The 14,739-nt window shown below is 67.1% G+C and carries 13 protein-coding genes; 11 read left to right on the forward strand and 2 right to left on the reverse strand.

The annotated features are described in order from the left end of the window. The first annotated feature begins 64 nt into the window (after window positions 1-64). The 10 genes from HNP02_RS11130 to HNP02_RS11175 are packed head-to-tail and all read left to right on the forward strand — an operon-like array spanning window position 65 to window position 10,506. Window positions 65-703: an SIS domain-containing protein gene (locus HNP02_RS11130; RefSeq protein WP_184438122.1), complete on the forward strand. Its 639-nt coding sequence runs from the start codon at window positions 65-67 to the stop codon at window positions 701-703. Next, the gene (xylB, locus tag HNP02_RS11135; protein WP_184438124.1) at window positions 700-2,181 is read left to right on the forward strand and encodes a xylulokinase; all 1,482 of its coding nucleotides are present in this window, start codon (window positions 700-702) and stop codon (window positions 2,179-2,181) included. The genes HNP02_RS11130 and xylB overlap by 4 nt, the downstream gene beginning before the upstream one ends. Continuing rightward, window positions 2,178-2,858: a ribulose phosphate epimerase gene (locus tag HNP02_RS11140; RefSeq protein WP_184438126.1), complete on the forward strand. Its 681-nt coding sequence runs from the start codon at window positions 2,178-2,180 to the stop codon at window positions 2,856-2,858. Before xylB ends, HNP02_RS11140 begins: the two co-directional genes overlap by 4 nt. Beyond that, the gene (locus tag HNP02_RS11145) at window positions 2,855-3,892 is read left to right on the forward strand and encodes an NAD(P)-dependent alcohol dehydrogenase (protein WP_184438128.1); all 1,038 of its coding nucleotides are present in this window, start codon (window positions 2,855-2,857) and stop codon (window positions 3,890-3,892) included. The genes HNP02_RS11140 and HNP02_RS11145 overlap by 4 nt, the downstream gene beginning before the upstream one ends. Then, window positions 3,889-4,656, forward strand: a complete 768-nt coding sequence (locus HNP02_RS11150; protein WP_184438131.1) for an SDR family NAD(P)-dependent oxidoreductase — start codon at window positions 3,889-3,891, stop codon at window positions 4,654-4,656. Before HNP02_RS11145 ends, HNP02_RS11150 begins: the two co-directional genes overlap by 4 nt. After that, complete coding sequence (locus HNP02_RS11155; protein ID WP_184438133.1) at window positions 4,650-5,714, forward strand: zinc-binding dehydrogenase; 1,065 nt, start codon at window positions 4,650-4,652, stop codon at window positions 5,712-5,714. The genes HNP02_RS11150 and HNP02_RS11155 overlap by 7 nt, the downstream gene beginning before the upstream one ends. Then, on the forward strand, window positions 5,711-7,273 hold the full coding sequence (locus HNP02_RS11160; RefSeq protein WP_184438135.1) for a sugar ABC transporter ATP-binding protein: 1,563 nt from the start codon (window positions 5,711-5,713) through the stop codon (window positions 7,271-7,273). The genes HNP02_RS11155 and HNP02_RS11160 overlap by 4 nt, the downstream gene beginning before the upstream one ends. Next, window positions 7,270-8,307: an ABC transporter permease gene (locus tag HNP02_RS11165; protein ID WP_309241510.1), complete on the forward strand. Its 1,038-nt coding sequence runs from the start codon at window positions 7,270-7,272 to the stop codon at window positions 8,305-8,307. The genes HNP02_RS11160 and HNP02_RS11165 overlap by 4 nt, the downstream gene beginning before the upstream one ends. 56 nt (window positions 8,308-8,363) lie before the next feature. After that, window positions 8,364-9,413, forward strand: coding sequence for a substrate-binding domain-containing protein (locus HNP02_RS11170; protein WP_184438137.1), 1,050 nt, complete (start codon window positions 8,364-8,366; stop codon window positions 9,411-9,413). Window positions 9,414-9,456: 43 nt separating this feature from the next. Next, entirely contained in the window at window positions 9,457-10,506 is a 1,050-nt protein-coding gene (locus tag HNP02_RS11175) for a substrate-binding domain-containing protein (protein WP_184438139.1), read from the forward strand. Here the strand turns inward: HNP02_RS11175 and HNP02_RS11180 are convergent, their stop codons facing one another. Then, a complete protein-coding gene (locus HNP02_RS11180) occupies window positions 10,507-11,688 on the reverse strand; it encodes a pyridoxal phosphate-dependent aminotransferase (protein ID WP_184438141.1) in 1,182 nt (393 codons plus the stop codon). A 66-nt stretch (window positions 11,689-11,754) separates the two neighbouring features. Then, entirely contained in the window at window positions 11,755-13,266 is a 1,512-nt protein-coding gene (locus HNP02_RS11185; protein WP_221317460.1) for an aldehyde dehydrogenase, read from the reverse strand. A 235-nt stretch (window positions 13,267-13,501) separates the two neighbouring features. Between HNP02_RS11185 and HNP02_RS11190 the strand changes: the two genes are divergently transcribed. Further along, window positions 13,502-14,713, forward strand: coding sequence for an amino acid ABC transporter substrate-binding protein (locus tag HNP02_RS11190; protein WP_184438143.1), 1,212 nt, complete (start codon window positions 13,502-13,504; stop codon window positions 14,711-14,713). Window positions 14,714-14,739: the final 26 nt, after the last annotated feature.

Below are 14,739 nucleotides of genomic sequence, written 5' to 3' on the forward strand. Positions count from 1 at the left end.
GACACATGAGCATAGGGGTTGCATGATCTGGATCACAACAACATGTGAGTATTGGAGACATCAGATGAGCACGGGCGACGCGGAGTTGGCCGATCTGGCCAGCGCCGTGCTGTCCAGGGAGGCAAACGCGCTGGCCGCGCTCGTCACCAGCGTGGAGACGGACGTGATCCGCATCGCCCGCCGGGTACTGGCGACGCCCGGCAAGGTCGTCACCACCGGTTCGGGCACGTCCGGGATCATGGCCGAGCGTCTCGCTCATCTGTTGTCCGTGTGCGGAACACCCGCGGTTTACCTGCCATCGATGGACGCCCTGCACGGCGGCATGGGTGCCGTCACCGCGTCGGACCTGGTGCTCGCCGTCTCGAAGACCGGCCTCTCGAGCGAGCTGACCAGCCTGGTCGAGCGCTTCGTCCGCCGCGGTGTTGACGTCGTCGCTCTGACCGAGAACCCCGGCTCGTCGTTCGCGCTTGCCGCCACCGAGGTGGTCGCCCTGCCTCCGACCCCGGCCGACGCCGACCCCGGCGACATGATCGCCATGGCCAGCACGCTTGCGGTCGGGGCATGGGGAGACGCGCTGGCCGTGGTCTCCATGGCACTTCGCGGCCACACCGTGGAAGACGTCGTCGACAGTCACCCCGCGGGTGGCGTCGGAGCCCGCGGCCGTCAGCCCGGCGACGAATCGGCTCAGGTGGTCCGACGATGAACGCCGTGCTCGGCGTCGATTCGTCGACGCAATCCTGCAAGGTCGAGCTGCGTGACGTCGACACCGGACAACTGCTGGGTACCGGCGCGGCACCGCACCCGCCCGCCTTCCCGCCCCGCAGCGAGCAGCACCCCAGCGACTGGGTGGCGGCGTTCGTCGCGGCGACCCGCGCCGCACTCGCCTCCTGCGAGCGGCCCGTCACCGTCCGCGCCATCTCGGTGGCCGCGCAGTGCCACGGGCTCGTGCTGCTCGACGCGGCGGGGCAGCCGCTGCGGGCCGCGAAGCTGTGGAACGACACCACGGGCGCACCCAACCTGGTCCGGCTGGCCGACCGGATCGGTACGCGCCGCTGGGTGCTTCGCATCGGGTCGTTGCCGACGGCCGCATTCACGATCGCCAAGCTCGCCTGGGTCGCCGAACACGAACCCGGCCTGCTGGACCGAGTGGCCACGATCCTGCTGCCCCACGACTACCTGACCTACTGGCTGACAGGCGCCAGGGTGACCGACCGTTCCGACGCATCGGGCACCGGCTACTTCGATGCCACTGCCCGCGAATGGATCACCGGGTATCTGAATCTGGCTGCGGGCGCCCGCGATTGGGCGCCGAAGCTGCCGACCGTCCTTGACCCGACCGATGTCGCAGGAACCGTGCGCGCCGTAGCGGCCGACCAGCTCGGATTGCCGTCAGGAGTCTTGGTTGGCCCAGGGGGCGGTGACCAGCACGCCGGCTACCTCGGGCTCGGCCTGATCGACGGGGACCAGTACTTCGGCATCGGCACCTCCGGCGTCGTGGCGACGTCGTCGCGCACCCCGGTGTTCGATCCCAGCGGATTGGTCGACGGGGTGGCCGACCTGACCGGCGGCTACCTGCCCCTCGTCAGCACCCTCAACGCGGCAAGGGTCGGCGACGTGGCCGCCCGGCTGCTTGGCACCGACCTCGACGGGCTGACCGAGTTGGCGCTGGACGCCGGCGATACCCAGGGGCCGGTGTTGGTGCCATTCCTCGACGGCGAGCGCAAGCCCGACCGCCCCGATGCCCGTGGCACCTTCGTCGACATCACTTCGCACACCAGTCGTGCAGAGTTGGCGCGGTCGTTCGTCGAAGGGCCGCTGCTGTCGCTGCTGAGTGGACGAGACAACCTGCGCGCCTGTGGAGTTGAACTCAACGCGCGAATCACCGCGGTGGGTGGCGGGTCGCGCTCGCCTGCAACGCGACAGCTGCTGGCCGACCTGTCGGGCGAGGAGGTGGTCACCCTCGATGCCGAGGAGGCGACTGCTCGCGGGGCCTGCATTCAGGCCGCGGCGGTCGCCGCCGGTGCCGACACCGGCGGCCTCGTCGATCTCGCCAAGCGCTGGCAGCCCGCGGTGCGGGCCGCCGCGGTACCGCGGCATACCGGTCGCGACGTGCCCGCGCTGCGGGCGCGCTGGGCGGCGGTGGCCGAGTCGCCGCTGATCGACGGCGGGCCCGCCTCGTGACCGCGGCGCCCTACCTCGCCCCGTGGCACTACCGATTCCGCGGCCAGCTCGCCGGCTCGGTGTACGCCGCGCCGCCCGGATCGAGGATCACTGCCGCCCACGCTCTCTCGGAGGCAGGGATGGCCGTGCACGTCGACGTGATGGCCGAAACGGAGGGCTTGCCCGCCGGGGTGGGCATGGCCGAGCTGGCCGACATCGTCGCCGCCGTCGGCTCGTCCAGCGTCGAGGTGCACCTGATCGGTTCGCCCGAGTTCGTCGACACCAAGCTGCTCCGCATCCTGCACTTGCGCCCCGCCAAGGTGTTTCTGCCGTGGGACGCGTTCACCGAGCGGCGGGCCAACGCCCTTCGAGCCGTTGGCAGCTCGGCCTGGATCGCGCTGTGGCGGGAGTGGGACGGCCTCGACCCGTCGGCGCCGCCGTGGCGTGCCACCCCCGACGGGCTCCTGGTCATGCTCATCGAACCGGGGAGCCGGGGCCGCAGTGCAATCAGAAGACTGGACGTCGTGGCGGCCTGCGCGGGCCACCTGCCGGTCGCCGTCGACGGCGGCGTCACCGAATCGGTCGCCGAGCGCAGCGTCACCGCGGGTGCCCGCTCCATCGTCGTCGGGCGGGCGCTGCTTGGCGGAACCGCCGAAACACCTGGCCTGTTTGCCATCTCGAACGAAGGGAAACCATGAGTAGCGCCACCCCGATCAGCCCCACCATGCGTGCGAGCGTGATGACAGGGGTCGGCACCCTCGTGGTCGAGGACCGTCCCACCCCGTCACCCGGCCCGCACGAAGTCCTCGTCGAGGTCGCCGCCGTCGGCGTGTGCGGCTCCGACGTGCACTACTACCGGCACGGCCGGATCGCCGACTTCATCGTCGAGGAACCGATGATCCTCGGCCACGAACTATCGGGGCGCATCGTCGCGGTCGGTGACGGTGTCGACGCAGACCGGGTGGGGCAGCGTGTCGCCGTCGAGCCGCAGCACCCCTGCCGCCGGTGCAAGCAGTGCGCCGCGGGCCGCTACAACATGTGCCCCGAGATGAAGTTCTACGCCACCCCGCCGGTCGACGGGGCGTTCTGCCGCTACGTCACCATCGGCGCCGAAATGGCCCATCCGGTACCGGATTCCATGTCGGACGACGCGGCGGCACTACTCGAACCGCTTTCGGTGGCGATCGCCACGATGCGCAAGGCCGGGATCGTCCCCGGCTCCTCCGTCCTCATCGCGGGCGCGGGGCCGATCGGCGTGATCTGCGCCCAGGCCGCCCGTGCCTTCGGCGCCTCCCGGATCGTGGTGACCGATCTGGTGGCGTCGCGTCGGGAACGGGCGCTGCGCTTCGGCGCCACCGAAGTCCTCGATCCCGCCGTCGACGACGTCGCAGCGCTCGACCCGCAAGTCGACGCCTTCGTCGACGCCAGCGGTGCGCCGCCTGCCGTGGTCAGCGGAATCATGGCGGTCGGCCCGGCGGGCCGGGTGGTGCTCGTCGGCATGGGCCCTGGTGACTACGCGCTGCCGATCGGCTACATCCAGATCATGGAGATCACCGTCACCGGGGTCTTCCGGTACACCGATACCTGGCCCGCGGCAATACATCTGGTGAGTTCGGGCGCAGTCGATCTGGACTCGCTGGTGACCGGCCGGTACGACCTCGAACACGTCGCCGACGCCCTCGACAGCGATACCGAACCGACCAGCCTGAAGTCGATCGTGAGGCCGTCGTGACGGGACGCTCACCGTTCGACCTGACCGGGCGCACCGCCCTGGTGACCGGCGGCAACCAAGGGCTCGGCAAGGCGTTCGCCATCGGCCTGGCCGAGGCGGGCGCGGAGGTCGCGATCGCCGGACGCAGTGCCGAGCGCAACGACGAGGTGGTCGCAGAAGCGGCCGCCGCCGGCCATCGCATCCATCCGATCACCGCCGACATCACCCGCGCCGCGGACGTCGACCGGATGACGGGCCAAGCCATCGAGGCCCTCGGGCACCTCGACATCCTGGTCAACAACGCAGGCACCTGCTATCACGGTGAGTCCTGGACGGTCACCGAAGGCGAATGGGACGCGGTATTCGACCTCAACGTGAAGGCGCTGTGGGCGTGCTCGCTCGCCGTGGGCGCGCACATGCGCCAGCGGGGTAGCGGCTCGATCGTCAACATCGGATCGATCTCCGCGCTCATCGTCAACCGACCTCAGATGCAACCCGCGTACAACGCCTCGAAGGCCGCTGTGCACCACCTCACCAAATCGCTTGCCGCCGAATGGGCTCGGCTCGGAATCCGGGTCAATGCTCTGGCACCCGGCTACGTGAAGACGGAAATGGCGCCCGTCGACCGGCCGGAGTTCAAGCGGCACTGGATCGACGACACGCCGCAGCAGCGCTATGCCCTGCCCGAGGAGATCGCGCCGAGCGTGGTGTTCCTGGCCAGCGACGCTGCCTCGTTCATCACCGGTTCGGTGCTCGTCGCGGACGGCGGGTACACCGCATGGTGACTGGTGCGGCGGTGAATCGGCGCGTCGTGGTCAACGGGCTCCACGACGTCGTCGTGGAGACGGTGGCAGAACCGGTGCCCGTCGCAGGCGAGGCCCGCGTGCGGACCACCGTCGTCGGGATCTGCGGTTCCGACCTGCACGCCGCGTCCGGCCACCATCCGTTCATCGATCTGCCCTATCGGCCCGGCCACGAAGCGGTCGGCGTTGTCGAGGCGGTCGGGCCCGGCGTCGACGAATCCTGGATCGGGAGAAGGGTGACGATCGAACCGAATCTGGCGTGCGGGCACTGTACGCAGTGCCGCTCCGGCCGGTACAACATCTGTCGTGAGTTGCAGGTGTTCGGCTGCCAGACACCCGGTGCGCTGGCCGACTCGTTCACCATCGCCGAGGACAGGATGGTCCGGTTGGCCGACGAACTCGACGACCGGCACGCCGTGCTGATCGAGCCGTTGGCCACCCCGGTGCACGCGGTGCGCCGGGCCGAGGAGACTGTCGGCGATCTGTTCGACCGGCCCGTAGTGGTGATCGGCGCCGGACCCATCGGGCTCTTCGCGCTACTCGCGGCACGGCACGTCGGAGCAAGGGTGATCGTCGCCGACCTGCTGGAGTCCAAGCGGGCCAGGGCCGAACGTCTCGGTGCTGCTGGAACGTTCGACCCGACGGCACCTGACGCGATCGCCGCCGCACGCAGGCTCCTCGGCGGCCCGGCTGCCGTGGTGATCGACTGCGTAGCGAGGGAGAGCTCGGTGGCACAGGCCGTCGAGCTGGTCGACAAGGGCGGCGCGATCATGATCGTCGGCGTCGCCGCAGGTGCCACCCCTGTGCCGCTGGACCTCATCCAGGACCGAGAGTTGGCCCTGATCGGCAGCCTGATGTACGTCCGCGAGGACTTCATTGCCGCGCTCGACATGTTGGCTTCCGGTGCGGTGCCGGTCGACGAGATCATCAGCGCCGAGTTCGATCTCGAACATTCCGCGGAGGCGTTCGCCGCGTCGGCGGATGCGGAGAACGTCAAGGTGCTCGTCACCGTCGGAAGCGATCCCGGGAGATCCCGATGAGCCAGGCGGTGCTCGAATGCGCCGACATCCACAAGAGTTTCGGCGGGGTGCCGGTGCTCAAGGGCATCACCCTTGATCTCCAGCCGGGGACGGTGACCGCGCTGGCCGGCGAGAACGGCGCTGGCAAGTCGACGTTGATGAAGATCGTCAGCGGTCAGTACAGCGCCGATCACGGCACCGTTTCGGTCAAGGGCAGCCACCTCGCCCCTGGCAATACCCGCGATGCGGTCAAGCACGGCGTGGCCATCGTGCCGCAGGAGCTGGCGTCCATCGAGGACATGACGGTCTACGAAAACCTATTCGTCGGAAGGGAACTGCGGGTCGGCCCATTCCTGAACCGGCACGCGATGATCGGCATGGCCGCGGAGACCCTGGCGGCGTTCGACGTCGCGATCTCGCCGACGGCCCGGATGGGGAGCCTGCCGGTCGGCATGCGGCAGATCGTCGAGATCGTCAAGGCCTCTCGCACCGGTGCCCAGGTGGTAATGCTCGACGAGCCCACGTCGGCGATCTCCGAGCGTGAGGTCGAAGGCCTCTACAAGATCGTGCGCCGACTGCGTGAGCACGGCGTGGCGATGGTCTACACCACCCACAAGATGGCCGAGATCCGCGCCATCGCCGACCGTGTCGTGGTGTTGCGCGATGGCGGACTCATCATGGACGAGCCCATCGAGGGAGTGTCCGACGACGACATCGTCACCGCGATGATCGGCCGCGAACTCGACACGTTGTTCCCCGAGCGTGGCGTGCCAAGAGCGGATGCGGTGCTCGAGGTCAAGGATCTGCAGGTCGCTGGGGCTTCGGCGCCGGTGTCGTTCTCGGTGAGGGCCGGCGAGATCCTTGGTCTTGCAGGCCTTGTCGGGGCGGGCCGCACCGAACTGCTCGAAGCGGTCTTCGGGTCCAGGAAGACCACGGGTGGTGAGATCACGGTGAAGGGCAAGCGGGTCAAGCGCAATGCCCCCGCCGCCGCGATCACCGAGGGCATGGCGATGGTCCCCGAGGACCGCAAGCTCTCCGGCGTCGTCCTGTCGATGAGCGTGCTCGACAACGGCTCGCTGCCACGACTGTCGTCGTTGTCCGTCGCCGGCTGGCTGCGCGGCAAGTCGCGCACCAAGGCCGTCTCGGACGTGATGTCGTCCGTCCACCTGCACAGCAACGGGTTGAAGCAGTCCGTCGGCACGCTGTCGGGTGGCAACCAGCAGAAGGTCGTCCTGGCCCGATGGCTCACCGGTGACGTCAACGTGTTGCTGCTCGACGAGCCGACCCGCGGCGTCGACGTGGGCGCGCGCAGCGAGATCTACCGCATCATCACCGATTTCGCGGCGGCCGGGATGGCCGTCGTGATGGCTTCGTCGGACATGCCCGAGATCGTCGGGTTGTCGCACCGGGCGTTCGTCATGCGGGGCGGCGCCCTCGTCGGCGAACTGGACCGCGACGCCCTCGATCATCACGCCGTGCAGGAATCCGTCTTCCGGATGGCGACCGCCCTCGGCGGTCGGACACCCGAACCCTCCTCAACCGCCGTGCGCTCGCCAGAACCACCGGAGGCAGAATCGTGACAACCGGTCTCAGCACCGACGACACCCCACCCGAAATCGACAAGGCGATCGTTCCATCCCCGACCACCGGTGAACCGGTCCGTCTGCTGTCAAGGGAGTGGTTCGCCGGAGTGGCGTTGCGCTACTCGATGGTCATCGTGATGCTGCTGGTGATCATGTACTTCAGTTACCGCAGTGCACGATTCAGCACTCCCGAGAACCTGCTGACCATCCTGGTCGCCGCCGCCCCGTTCGCGCTGATCGCGCTTGGCCAGACCCTGGTGGTCCTCACCGGCGGCATCGACCTCTCGGTCGGAAGCGTGATCGCGGTATCGGCAATGGCGTCCGCGGCGACGGCCAAGGCCAACCCCGGCCAGGTATGGATGACCGTGCTCGTCGCGATGGTGGTCGGACTGGCGGTCGGTTCGGTCAACGGAATCCTGGTGTCGCGCATCAACGTTCCACCGTTCATCGCGACGCTCGGCACACTGACGGCGGGCTCCGGACTTGCGTATGTCATCGGTGGCGGTGCCCCGATCAACGGTCTGCCCGCGGAGTTCGGCTCGATCGCCAACACGAAGATCATGGGACTGCAGATCCCGGTGCTGGTGATGATCATCGGCATCGTGGTTCTCGCCGTGGTGATGAAGCGGACCACCTACGGGATGCGGGTGTACGCCGTCGGCGGCAACCGCAATGCCGCTGAGATCGCAGGCATCAACGCGAAGAACGTCCTGTTCAGTGTCTACGCCTTCTCCGGTCTGCTGGCGGGCATCTCCGGGGTGATGTTGGCCTCGCGCGTCATCTCCGGGCCACCCAACCTCGGGCAGGGTTACGAACTCGACGCCATCGCCGCCGTGGTCATCGGCGGCGCCAGCCTGATGGGCGGCCGCGGCACCGTATGGGGAACGGTGCTGGGCCTGTTCATGATCCAGACGCTGAACAACGGCCTGGACATCCTGGTGGTGCCCGCCTATTGGCAGGACGTCATCAAGGGTGTGCTCATCGTCGCGGCGGTGGCCGTCGACGTGTGGTCGACCAGAAGACGAACGTGATCCGTTGGCACGCAATACCCTTCACCACCGAACGTCACCAAGAGAGTGAGAGATAGATGAGACTGACGACGAAGTTGGCCGTGATCGCCTCCGCAGGAATGCTGGGACTCGGCCTCACCGCCTGCGGCGCGGGTGACACCGAATCCAAGAGCGGTAAGACCCGGATCGGCGTGACGGTGTACGACATGAGCTCGTTCATCACCGCAGGCAAGGAAGGCATGGATGCCTATGCCAAGGCCAACGACATCGAGCTGCTGTGGAACTCCGCCAACGGCGACGTCTCCACGCAGGCCAACCAAGTCGACTCGCTGATCAACCAGGGCGTTGACGCCATCATCATCGTTCCGATTCAAGCGGATTCGCTTGGCCCGCAAGTGCAGACCGCGAAGTCAAAGGGCATCCCGCTGGTGGCCGTCAACGCCGCCTTGAACAACAAGGACGTGGCGGGCAACGTGCAGCCCGACGACGTCGCCGCGGGCGCGCAGGAGATGCAGATGATGGCCGACCGCCTCGGCGGCAAGGGCAACATCGTCATCCTGCAGGGTCCGCTTGGGCAGTCCGGCGAGATCGACCGCACGAAGGGTATCGAACAGGTCCTGGCCAAGTACCCCGACATCAAGGTGCTGGCCAAGGACACCGCCAACTGGAAGCGCGACGAAGCCGTCAACAAGGTGAAGAACTGGATCTCGGGCTTCGGGCCTCAGATCGACGCCGTGGTGTCCGAGAACGACGACATGGGCCTCGGTGCCCTTCAGGCGCTCAAGGAATCCGGTCGCGCTGGCGTGCCGATCGTCGGCATCGACGGCATCGAGGACGGCCTGAACGCGGTGAAGAGCGGCGAATTCATCGGTACCTCGCTGCAGAACGGCACCGTCGAGCTGTCGGCCGGGCTCGCCGTGACCAACGCCCTCGTCAAGAAGGAGAAGGTCAACACCGAGCCGGTCTACATGATGCCCGCGATCACCAAGGACAACGTCGACGTCGCCTACCAGCACGTCGTCAGCGACCGGCAGAAGTTCCTCGACGGCCTCAGTGAGCTGACCGCACAGAACCTCAAGACGGGCGACATCGCCTACGAAGGCATTCCTGGCCAGAAGCAGCAGTGATCGATTTCCCCCGAGGAATGCAGCGATGAGGAGGAGTGCAGCGATGAGACTGACCACCAAGATCGCGGCCATCGCTTCGGCGGCCGCGCTGGGGTTCGGGATGACGGCCTGCGGCGCGGGTGACACCGAGGCCAACAACGGCAAGACCCGGATCGGCGTGACGGTGTACGACATGAGCTCGTTCATCACCGCAGGCAAGGAAGGTATGGACGCCTACGCCAAGGCCAATGGCATCGAGCTGCTGTGGAACTCGGCCAACAACGACGTCTCTACCCAGGCCAGCCAGGTCGATTCGCTGATCAACCAGGGCGTCGACGCCATCATCGTGGTTCCGGCGCAGGCGGATTCGCTTGGCCCGCAGGTCGCATCGGCCAAGGCGAAGAAGATCCCGCTGCTGGCAGTCAACGCGGCGTTGGAGAGCACCGAGCTGTCCGGGAACGTGCAGCCCGATGACGTTGCGGCCGGTGCGCAGGAGATGCAGATGATGGCCGACCGACTCGGTGGCAAGGGCAACGTCGTCGTCCTGCAGGGGCCACTCGGCGGATCCGGTGAGATCAACCGCGGCAAGGGCATTGACCAAGTGCTGGCGAAGTATCCCGGCATCAAGGTGCTGGCCAAGGACACCGCCAACTGGAAGCGCGACGAGGCCGTCAACAAGACCAAGAACTGGATCTCCAGTTTCGGGCCGCAGATCGACGGCGTGGTTGCGCAGAACGACGACATGGGCCTCGGCGCGTTGCAGGCGTTCAAGGAGGCGGGCCGCATCGGCGTGCCGATCGTCGGCATCGACGGTATCGAGGATGGCCTGAACGCCGTCAAGAGCGGCGAGTTCATCGGTACTTCACTGCAGAACGGCACCGTCGAATTGTCGGCTGGGCTGGCCGTCGCCGACGCGCTGGTCAAGGGCGAGCAGGTCAAGACCGATCCGGTCTACATCATGCCCGCGATCACGAAGGACAACGTCGACGTCGCGATCCAGCACGTGGTGACCGAGCGGCAGAAGTTTCTGGACGGCCTGGTCGCGCTGACGAAGTCGAACCTGAAGACCGGTGACATCGCCTACGAGGGCATCCCAGGGCAGAAGCAGGTCTGATCAACCCTGGCGAAGCACGCCAAGGCGCCTGATCGCCTCTTCCATCGTGTCGTCACGTTTGCAGAATGCGAAGCGCACCAGGTGATTCCAGTCGCCGATGTGCGCCGCGCCGGGATCGCAGAACGCCGACATCGGGATGGCCGCCACCCCGGCCCGCTCGGGTAACTCGGCGCAGAACGTCGTGCTGTCGGCGTACCCCAGCGGGCGTGGGTCGGCGCACAGGAAGTAGGTGCCGAAGCTGTCGTGCACGCCGAAGCCGATGTCGGTGAGCGCGGAGGCCAGCCGGTCGCGCTTGGCCTGGAACGACTCCCTCAGCGCGGCTACCCATGCATCCTCGGTGTCCAGCGCGTGAGCCACCGCGGGCTGGAACGGTGCCCCGTTGACGTAGGTCAGGTACTGCTTGGCGGCCCGCACCCCGGCGATGAGTTCGCTTGGCCCGCAGGCCCACCCGATCTTCCATCCGGTGCAGTTGAACATCTTCGCGGCACTGGAGATGGTGACGGTGCGCTCGGCCATCCCCGGGTAGCCGGCCAACGGCAGGTGACGATGGCCAGCAGAGTTGGGGTACACCAGCTGCTCGTACACCTCGTCGGTGATCACCAGGAGATCGTTGGTCACCGCGATCTCCGCGATCGCGGAGAGCTCCGCGTCGGTGGCCACCATGCCGGTGGGGTTGTGTGGTGAGTTGACGATCAGCGCGCGGGTCCGTGGCGTGATCGTCGTGCGCAACGCGTCGACGTCGATCGCGAAGCCCCGGCCGTCGGCAACCAGGGGAACCGTCAGCCGATGACACCCGGCCATGGCGACCACGGGGGAGTAGGAGTCGTAGAACGGCTCGATCAGGACGACTTCCGATCCCGGCTCGATCAGACCGATGACGGCCGCCGCGATCGCCTCGGTCGCGCCGGTCGTGACGAGCACCTCGGTGTCCGGGTCGTACTCGACGCCGTAGTGGCGTTTGCGCTGCGCGGCGATCGCCTCGCGCAGCGCAGGGATGCCGGGTCCTGGCGGGTACTGGTTGATCCCGTCGGCGATGGCATTCTCGGCGGTCTTCAGCATCGCAGGCGGGCCGTCCTCGTCGGGGAAGCCCTGGCCGAGATTCACCGCGCCGATGCGCGCGGCCAACGCCGACATCTCCGCGAAGATCGTGGTGGCGTAGGGCTGGAGCCGAGTCACCGTCATGGCCGTCGAGCCTAGCCGGGCCTCCTGGTCCGTCATCCGCGCGTGCGCGCGATCAGTGGTGAGCCATCAACGCTTGGGTGGCCATACCGGAACCTCGCCACGTCCCGAGCGGAACCGCACGGCCTTCGACCGTACGAACTCGTGCAGCGTCTCGGGTGCGTTCTCCCGTCCGAACCCGCTGCCCTTCACCCCGCCGAAGGGCGAGCCGAGGAACGAGCGGCGCATGTAGTTGTTGACGAAGACCATGCCCGCCTCGAGCCGCTGCGCGATGTGCCACGCCTGCGCCTCGTCGCGACTGCAGATCGCCGCCGTCAACCCGTACGCGGTGCCATTGGCGATCTCGACAGCCTCGTCGAGCGTCGAGAATCGCATGATCAGGGCGATGGGACCGAAGATCTCCTCTTGTCCCACAGTCGAATCCGGGGTCACGTCGGCGAGCACCGTCGGCGGCACCCAGTAGCCGCCTGCAAATGCGGGGTCCATCGGTATGACGCCCCTGCCGACGATGCGCGCGCCTTCGTCGATCGCCGTTTGCAGATAGCCGAGCACCCGGTCGCGCTGCTTGGCGTCGACCATGGGGCCGATGTCGGTGCGCGCGTCGAGCCCGTCGCCGACGACGAGGGCGACCGCCTTGGCGGTGAACTGCTCGAGGAACGCGTCGTAAACCTCGTCGTGCACGAGGATGCGCGCAGTCGACGTGCACGCCTCGCCCTGGTTGTAGAACATGCCCTCCACCGCGATCTCGACGGCCTGGTCGAGGTCGGCGTCGGGGAGCACCATGAGGCTGTTCTTCCCGCCGAGTTCCATGGTCGCGTAGGTGAGATTCTCCGCAGCGGATTGCAGGACGCGGCGTCCGGTGGCCGTCGACCCGGTGAAGCTGATGCGCTCGACCTTCGGATGTGTGGCCAGCGCGGCGCCCGCCGCGATGCCAGGCACCGCGTTGAGCACCCCCGGCGGCAGCACCTCGTTCGCGATCTTGACGAGTCGCAGCACCGTCAGCGGCGCCTGCTCACCCGGTTTGATCACCACGGTGTTGCCGGTGACCAGCGCGGGGGCGCCTTTCTTGGCGAAGTGGATCGGGGGCCAGTTGAAGGGCAGGATGCACGCCACGACGCCGTAGGGCTCGTAGATCACCCGCGTCTCGATGGGCCCCTGGTCGATGATCTCGCCGGGCAGCGTGTCGCCGAGGCCTGCGAAGAAGTCGAAGCAGTTCGAGCTGAATGCAACGTCGTTGGCCAGCGCGTCGCGCTTGGGCTTGCCGTTCTCGCGCGATACCAGCTCGGCCAGCTCATCGGCATGCGAACGAATGTGAGCGGCGACGTCGCGCAGATACGCGCCGCGTTGCCTGCCGCTCAGCGACCGCCATGCAGGCAGGGCGGCGCGCGCCGAGCAGACCGCCTGGTCGACGAGGGCAGCGTCACCGGCCACCACCCGAGCAAGCGTTGTTGCCGTCGACGGTTCGATGACCTCGAACGTCGCGCCGTGGCCCATCGGGACGAACGCGCCGTCGATGAATGCGCCCCACTCCTGGCGATCGAGGGGTCCATGCTCGGCGAAATGGGTGTCGGTCAACGTCATCTGCCACTCCGTTGGGTCTGTGTGCGCGCTCGAAAGCAGTTGCAATCGATTGCGGGCAGAGCATAGCTCTTGCGGCGGCGAGCGCGGAAGGGGCCGTGACGAATTCATTCACGTGAAGCGCACCAGTTGATGCAGTCTGTGCCCAAACCGTTGACGGGTCGCCTCGGACTGTGGCACGATTCACTGCAATCGATTGCAAATTGCAGTGACAATCGGTCTGACAGAGAGGTTGGACATGCGCAGAACAACTGCATTTCGCGCGATGGTCGGGATCGCCGCCATCGCACTCGCCGTATCGGCGTGTAGTGCGGACAGCCCGAACAACGGGGACACCATCACGATCGGCGCCTCGCTACCGCTGACCGGTGAGTTCAGTCAGGGCGGCCTTGACACCCAGCACGGGTACGAGACCTGGGTCGAGATGACCAACGAGGCGGGTGGGCTGCTCGGCAAGCAGGTAAAAGTCATCGTCCGTGACGATGCGACGACTCAGGACACGGCCGTCAGCAATTACAACAACCTGATTTCCAAGGACAAGGTCAATCTGGTGCTTGGCAGCCAGTCGTCGCTGCTGAACATCCCGTCCTCGGCGGTCGCCGAGAAGAACAAGATGCTGTTCGTCTGCCCGTCCTGCGGCTCGCCTGACATGTACAACCGGGGCTTCAAGTACATCTTCTTCTCCCAACAGACCGTCGCCACCGACCAGGCCAAGGTGTTCGCCGAATGGATCGCCAACCTGCCCGCCGACCAGCGGCCGAAGACCGCTGCCTACCCGACGCTGGATGATCCGTTCGCGGGCCCGGTGGTCGAAGGAGCCGAGAAGATCCTGTCCGCGGCGGGCATCAAGACCGTCTACAAGGACCAATACCCGGCGACGACGAAGAACTTCGACCCCATCGTCAACGCCATGCGCGATGCCGGGGCCGAAATCGTGGTGCAGGGCGCACAATTCGAGGATGGCGTCAACATGATCCGGTCGATGAACCGTGCCGGCTACAAGCCGTCCATCGTGTACCAGAGCAGCTCGCCCACCTACGGACAGCAGTACCTCGAAGGTGTCGGAGAGCAGAACGCCGAGGGCGTGTTCTTCTCGTCGAGCTACAGCTCACTTGCCAAGACGAATCAGAACGCCGAGTTCGTCAAGAAGTTCGGGGAGAAGTTCGGCGGGCTCCCGCCCGAGGACGCCGCCGACGGATTCGCCGCAGGGCAGGTGCTCGCCGCTGCCGTCACGGCAGTCGGCTCCATCGACGATCAGGCCAAGCTGGCTGACTGGCTGCGCAACAACACCGTCCAAACCATCCTCGGCCCGCTGAGCTGGAACGCCGACGGAAGCCCCAAGGGCGAGTTCCTGGTGGGTCAGTGGCAGGGCGGAGTCTCGCAGGTCGTGCTGCCCACCGATGTCGCCACCACCGACAAGATCCTCCATTGGCAGGGCGGCCCGATCTGACGCCGCAGGACCGACGCAGCGCTAGG

The organism is Mycobacterium sp. AZCC_0083, from assembly GCF_014202335.1.
Taxonomy (GTDB): domain Bacteria; phylum Actinomycetota; class Actinomycetes; order Mycobacteriales; family Mycobacteriaceae; genus Mycobacterium.

What these genes read in the sequence shown, in the direction of transcription:
- HNP02_RS11185 (WP_221317460.1), bottom strand. Translation starts at nt 13,266, where the DNA reads ATGACGTTGACCGACACCCATTTCGCCGAGCATGGACCCCTCGATCGC.
- HNP02_RS11190 (WP_184438143.1), top strand. Translation starts at nt 13,502, where the DNA reads ATGCGCAGAACAACTGCATTTCGCGCGATGGTCGGGATCGCCGCCATC.
- HNP02_RS11130 (WP_184438122.1), top strand. Translation starts at nt 65, where the DNA reads ATGAGCACGGGCGACGCGGAGTTGGCCGATCTGGCCAGCGCCGTGCTG.
- HNP02_RS11160 (WP_184438135.1), top strand. Translation starts at nt 5,711, where the DNA reads ATGAGCCAGGCGGTGCTCGAATGCGCCGACATCCACAAGAGTTTCGGC.
- HNP02_RS11180 (WP_184438141.1), bottom strand. Translation starts at nt 11,688, where the DNA reads ATGACGGTGACTCGGCTCCAGCCCTACGCCACCACGATCTTCGCGGAG.
- HNP02_RS11155 (WP_184438133.1), top strand. Translation starts at nt 4,650, where the DNA reads ATGGTGACTGGTGCGGCGGTGAATCGGCGCGTCGTGGTCAACGGGCTC.
- HNP02_RS11145 (WP_184438128.1), top strand. Translation starts at nt 2,855, where the DNA reads ATGAGTAGCGCCACCCCGATCAGCCCCACCATGCGTGCGAGCGTGATG.
- xylB (WP_184438124.1), top strand. Translation starts at nt 700, where the DNA reads ATGAACGCCGTGCTCGGCGTCGATTCGTCGACGCAATCCTGCAAGGTC.
- HNP02_RS11170 (WP_184438137.1), top strand. Translation starts at nt 8,364, where the DNA reads ATGAGACTGACGACGAAGTTGGCCGTGATCGCCTCCGCAGGAATGCTG.
- HNP02_RS11175 (WP_184438139.1), top strand. Translation starts at nt 9,457, where the DNA reads ATGAGACTGACCACCAAGATCGCGGCCATCGCTTCGGCGGCCGCGCTG.